This is a genomic window from Bradyrhizobium sp. P2_E8 (assembly GCF_056403875.1).
On sequence record NZ_JBFUES010000544.1, the window covers coordinates 1 to 5,087 of the forward strand.

The 5,087-nt window shown below is 64.9% G+C and carries 4 protein-coding genes; all 4 read left to right on the plus strand.

Annotated elements, in window-relative coordinates:
- The coding region (gene rho, locus AC1D00_RS25995) for a transcription termination factor Rho (RefSeq protein WP_477012615.1) at positions 1-598 on the plus strand (598 nt) is incomplete at its 5' end.
- Positions 599-903: 305 nt separating this feature from the next.
- Positions 904-2,262 (plus strand): tRNA uridine-5-carboxymethylaminomethyl(34) synthesis GTPase MnmE, encoded by a 1,359-nt coding sequence (mnmE, locus tag AC1D00_RS26000; protein WP_477012616.1) that lies wholly within the window; start codon positions 904-906, stop codon positions 2,260-2,262.
- Between the two features lie 542 nt (positions 2,263-2,804).
- Positions 2,805-4,685 carry a tRNA uridine-5-carboxymethylaminomethyl(34) synthesis enzyme MnmG gene (gene mnmG / locus AC1D00_RS26005; RefSeq protein ID WP_477012617.1) on the plus strand — a complete coding sequence of 627 codons (1,881 nt, stop codon included), beginning with the start codon at positions 2,805-2,807 and terminating at the stop codon, positions 4,683-4,685.
- A 111-nt stretch (positions 4,686-4,796) separates the two neighbouring features.
- Positions 4,797-5,087 (plus strand): 16S rRNA (guanine(527)-N(7))-methyltransferase RsmG (locus tag AC1D00_RS26010; protein ID WP_477012618.1); only part of this gene is annotated, 291 nt, incomplete at its 3' end.

Genomic DNA, 5,087 nt, shown 5'->3' on the forward strand with positions numbered 1-5,087 from the left:
GCGCTCGGTGAAGGGCGAGGTCGTGTCTTCGACGTTCGACGAGCCGGCGGTACGCCACGTCCAGGTCGCCGAGATGGTGATCGAGAAGGCCAAGCGCCTGGTCGAGCATGGCCGCGACGTCGTGATCCTGCTCGATTCGATCACGCGTCTTGGCCGCGCCTACAACACCGTGGTGCCGTCATCCGGCAAGGTGCTGACCGGCGGTGTTGACGCCAACGCGCTCCAGCGCCCGAAGCGCTTCTTCGGTGCCGCCCGCAACATCGAGGAGGGCGGCTCGCTGACCATCATCGCGACCGCGCTGGTCGATACCGGCAGTCGCATGGACGAAGTCATCTTCGAAGAGTTCAAGGGCACCGGTAACTCCGAACTGATCCTCGACCGCAAGGTCTCGGACAAGCGGACCTTCCCGGCGATCGACATCTCGCGCTCCGGTACCCGCAAGGAGGAGCTCATCACCGATCCGCAGGTGCTCAAGAAGATGTACGTGCTCCGCCGCATCCTGAACCCGATGGGCACTATGGACGCGATCGACTTCCTGCTCGACAAGCTGCGCTCGACCAAGAGCAATTCGGAGTTCTTCGACTCGATGAACACCTGAGTGCAGTGCAGCAAAGGATTGGAGGGCGCCTTCGGGCGCCCTTTTCTTTTGTGCAGCCTTGTTGCAGCATGGCGAGCGGTTCGCCGTCTGATCCGGTTTTCTATTAAGATATTGATATATCGAAATAATACTTGAGCCTAGAAAAGGTCTCTTGGCCGAGGCCGGGAGACTTTTGCAGCAGAATGCTGCGGCGATGCTGCAACGCAATAAGTGCTTTTGCTGCGGGAAATGGTGCAGCAAAATGGTCCGGGCGCATCGGCCGAAACGGATATTTGCGTTTTCCCCGGCGGCTGGACAAATAGGCGATGCATCCGCGAGACCAGACCATCTTTGCATTGTCGTCGGGCCGTCCGCCGAGCGCGATCGCCGTGGTGCGGGTCTCGGGCGCTCAGGCCGGCCGGGTGCTGACAACGCTGGCGGGCAAGCTGCCGGCACCGCGGCAGGCCAGCCGCCGACTGCTCCGTGACGCCGCGAACCAGCCGATCGACGATGCGGTCGTGCTCTGGTTTCCGGGGCCGGCGAGCGCGACCGGTGAGGACATCGCCGAATTCCATGTCCATGGCGGCCGCGCGGTGCTGGCGGCGCTCCTGGCCGCTATTTCTGTAATTCCGAATGCAAGGGCGGCCGAGCCTGGCGAGTTCACGCGGCGCGGCTTCGAGAACGGCAAGCTCGACCTGACCGAAGCCGAGGGCCTCGACGATCTCATCCATGCCGACACCGACCGCCAGCGCCGCCAGGCGTTGCGTCAATTGCAGGGCCTACTCGGCAACCGCGCGCGCGACTGGCGCGAGCGCATCATCGAGGCCTCGGCGCTGATCGAAGCCGGCATCGATTTTTCGGACGAGGGCGACGTGCCCGCGGAATTGACGGCGCCGGCGGTCAAGGCGATCAAGGCGCTGCACGGCGAAATTGCAGAAGTCCTTGCGGCACAGGGACAAGCTGAACGTCTACGCGATGGCCTGGTGGTTGCCATCGCCGGCGAGCCGAATGTCGGCAAGTCCACGCTGATCAACCAGCTCGCGCGTCGCGAGGTCGCGATCGTCTCGCCGCATGCCGGCACCACGCGCGACGTGATCGAGGTGCAACTCGATCTCGACGGCTATCCCGTCACTGTCATCGACACCGCCGGCATTCGTGAGACCGATGATCCGGTGGAGCAGGAGGGCGTGCGGCGCGCGCGAGCCCGAGCCGAGGATGCCGACCTCGTGCTGTGGCTGGTCGAGGGGGAGCAGGCTGCCGATCCGGATGCGATGGGTTCGCTGTGGACGTCCGGCGAGGGGAGCCATCCGTCCGGCGGCTCGGTCTGGATCGTGCGCAACAAGATCGATCTCGGCGGAGGCGGGGAAGCCGGACGACTGGGTGAGTTCGGGATCTCGGCGAGCCAGGGCGACGGGATCCGCCAGCTGGTCGACGGCCTCGTGACGTTCGCCGCCGAGTTCTTTGGAACCAGTGAGGGCGCATTGGTGACCCGGGGCCGCCAACGCGATCTGTTGCGCCAGGCATCAGAGAGCTTGCGCCGGAGTGTCGAGCTTGTAGAAGAGGGCGAAGAACTGGCGGCCGAGGAGCTTCGCTCCGCCGCCTATGCCTTGGGTCGGCTGCTAGGCCGGGTGGACGTCGAAGACGTCCTTGGGGCGATTTTCCAGAAGTTCTGTATCGGAAAGTAGCGCTAGTTCTTCATTGTAGAACTAGCACTTGTTCCATTCCTTGCTGTTTCACGTGAAACGGGCGGCGGCGGTTCCGTGCTGTTCCACATGAAACGTAGGTGGCCCTCACTACAGCTTCCGGGCCCGCAGACTCGAGGCGGGATTCGATTTAGCCGCTCCAGCGATCCTAGTTGTAAGCGACGCCCGTACCCCAAACTCGTCATTGCGAGGAGCCCTTGCGACGAAGCAATCCAGACTGCCTCTGCGGAGGGAGACTGGATTGCTTCCCTTCGCTCGCAATGACGCGTGTGGCACCGATCTCGCTCTCCGTCGATACATCCAGGATCGACTGAAGATGATTCCGCCGTCGCTCCTTTTCGCATAGTCGGGCCCATCATGTTTCACGTGAAACAGCAGTCCGTTCAGCGCCCCCTCTACTGTGCATGGGATTGTTTTCGCGAAAACGCACTTCGTCCTCCCCGAACGCCTCGTTTCACGTGAAACAACCGCCTCATCGAGTTTCCACTTCCGGCTTTTCCGCCTCTGAGCTAGAAGGTCGGCCCATGCGAACAGAGCGAGAGAGTTTCGACGTCATCGTGATTGGCGGCGGCCACGCCGGCTGTGAAGCTGCGGCCGCCTCCGCCCGGATGGGCGCAACGACCGCCCTGGTGACGCATCGTTTCTCCACCGTCGGCGCGATGTCCTGCAATCCCGCCATCGGCGGTCTCGGCAAGGGCCATCTGGTCCGGGAAGTCGACGCGCTGGACGGTCTCATGGGCCGGGTCGGCGATGCCGGCGGCATCCAGTTTCGCGTTCTCAATCGCCGCAAGGGTCCCGCGGTCCGCGGCCCCCGGGCCCAGGCCGACCGGAAGCTCTATGCCGCCGCGATGCAGGCCGCGATCCGAGAGACCGAGGGTCTGTCCGTCATCGAGGGCGAGGCCGACGAGCTGATCGTGGTCGAGGGCCGGGTGACCGGACTTCGCCTGGCCGATGGCCGCGAGTTCGGGGCCGGGGCCATCGTCGTCACCACCGGCACCTTTCTGCGCGGCCTGATCCATCTTGGCGAGAAGAATTGGCCCGCCGGCCGGGTCGGTGAGGCCCCCGCGATGGGTCTCTCAGGCTCCTTCGAGCGCGCCGGCTTCACTCTGGGACGATTGAAGACGGGGACGCCGCCGCGTCTGGACGGCACCACGATCGACTGGTCCGCGGTCGAAATGCAGCCGGGAGACGAGCCGCCGGAGCCGTTCTCGGTCATGACCGAGCGGATCACGACCCCGCAGATCCAGTGCGGGATCACCCGAACCACGCCTGCGACCCATGACGTGATCCGGGCCAATGTCCATCGCTCGCCGATGTACTCCGGGCAGATCAAGAGCTCCGGCCCCCGTTATTGCCCCTCGATCGAGGACAAGATCGTCCGCTTCGGCGATCGTGATGGCCACCAGATCTTCCTGGAGCCGGAAGGGCTCGACGACAACACCGTTTATCCCAACGGCATCTCGACCTCGCTGCCGGAGGAGGTCCAGCTCGCGATCCTCGCCAGCATTCCCGGTCTTGAACGGGTGAAGATGGTCCGTCCGGGCTACGCCATCGAATACGACCATATCGATCCCCGCGAGCTCGATCCGACCCTCCAGACCAGGCGTCTGCGCGGCCTGTTTCTGGCCGGGCAGATCAACGGCACCACCGGATACGAGGAGGCCGCCGGCCAGGGCATCGTCGCCGGCCTGAACGCCGCGCTGGCCGCGAGTGGCGCCGCGTTGACGGTGTTCGACCGCGCTGATGGCTATCTCGGGGTGATGATCGACGACCTCGTCACCCGCGGGATCAGCGAGCCGTATCGGATGTTCACCTCAAGGGCCGAGTACCGGCTGACGCTGCGGGCTGACAACGCCGATCAGCGCCTGACCGAGAAGGGGATCGCGCTCGGGTGCGTTGGTGGGGCCCGAACCCGGCATCACCGCGCCAAGATGGACGCCCTGAATGCGGCCCGGACGCTCTCCAAGTCCCTGACCATGACCCCGAACGAGGCGATCAAGCACGGCCTGTCCCTGAACCGCGATGGTCAGCGCCGCTCGGCCTTCGAACTGATGGCCTATCCGGACATCGGCTGGAGCCAGGTCCGCGCCATCTGGCCGGTGCTGTCGGCGATCGACCCTGTGATCGCCACCCATCTCGAGATCGACGCCAAGTACGACGTCTATCTGGAGCGCCAGAGCGCCGATGTCGAAGCCTTCCGGCGCGACGAGGGGCTGGTGCTGTCAGACGTCGACTATCAGCTGGTCCCCGGTCTCTCCAATGAGGTCCGCGCCAAGCTGGAAAAGGCGCGGCCGTTCACCGTCGGCCAGGCCGGCCGGATCGACGGCATGACGCCGGCGGCGCTCGGCATCCTCGCGGCGTATCTTCGCCGCGAAGCACGGAAGACTTCAAAAGCAATTGCATAGGCGTTTCACGTGAAACAGCGCGGACCGGCCGGCGGCAGACCGTCATCAGGGAAACCCCCGGCGGGTGAGGGCGCTCGGCGCCGAGCCGAACCTGCACCGATCACACCGAAAATCGACAAGGCCAGCGCCAATGATCCGTCGTTGGACTCGGTCATAGCGGCCGACAAGACCGCAGCGCTGAAGCTCGCATCCGTTTCACGTGAAACCGAGGCCCGGCTCGATCGCTACATCGCGCTGCTGCGCGAGTGGCAGGCCAAGACCAATCTCGTGGCGCCCTCGACCCTGCCGCACCTCTGGACGCGGCACATCGCCGACTCGCTTCAGCTCGTCGATCTCGCCCCATCGGCCAGGCGCTGGGCCGACCTTGGCAGCGGCGGTGGATTTCCGGGCGTCGTCCTGGCC

Excerpts from the sequence above, each read along its gene's own strand:
- mnmE (WP_477012616.1), top strand. The coding sequence starts at position 904 with ATGCATCCGCGAGACCAGACCATCTTTGCATTGTCGTCGGGCCGTCCG.
- mnmG (WP_477012617.1), top strand. The coding sequence starts at position 2,805 with ATGCGAACAGAGCGAGAGAGTTTCGACGTCATCGTGATTGGCGGCGGC.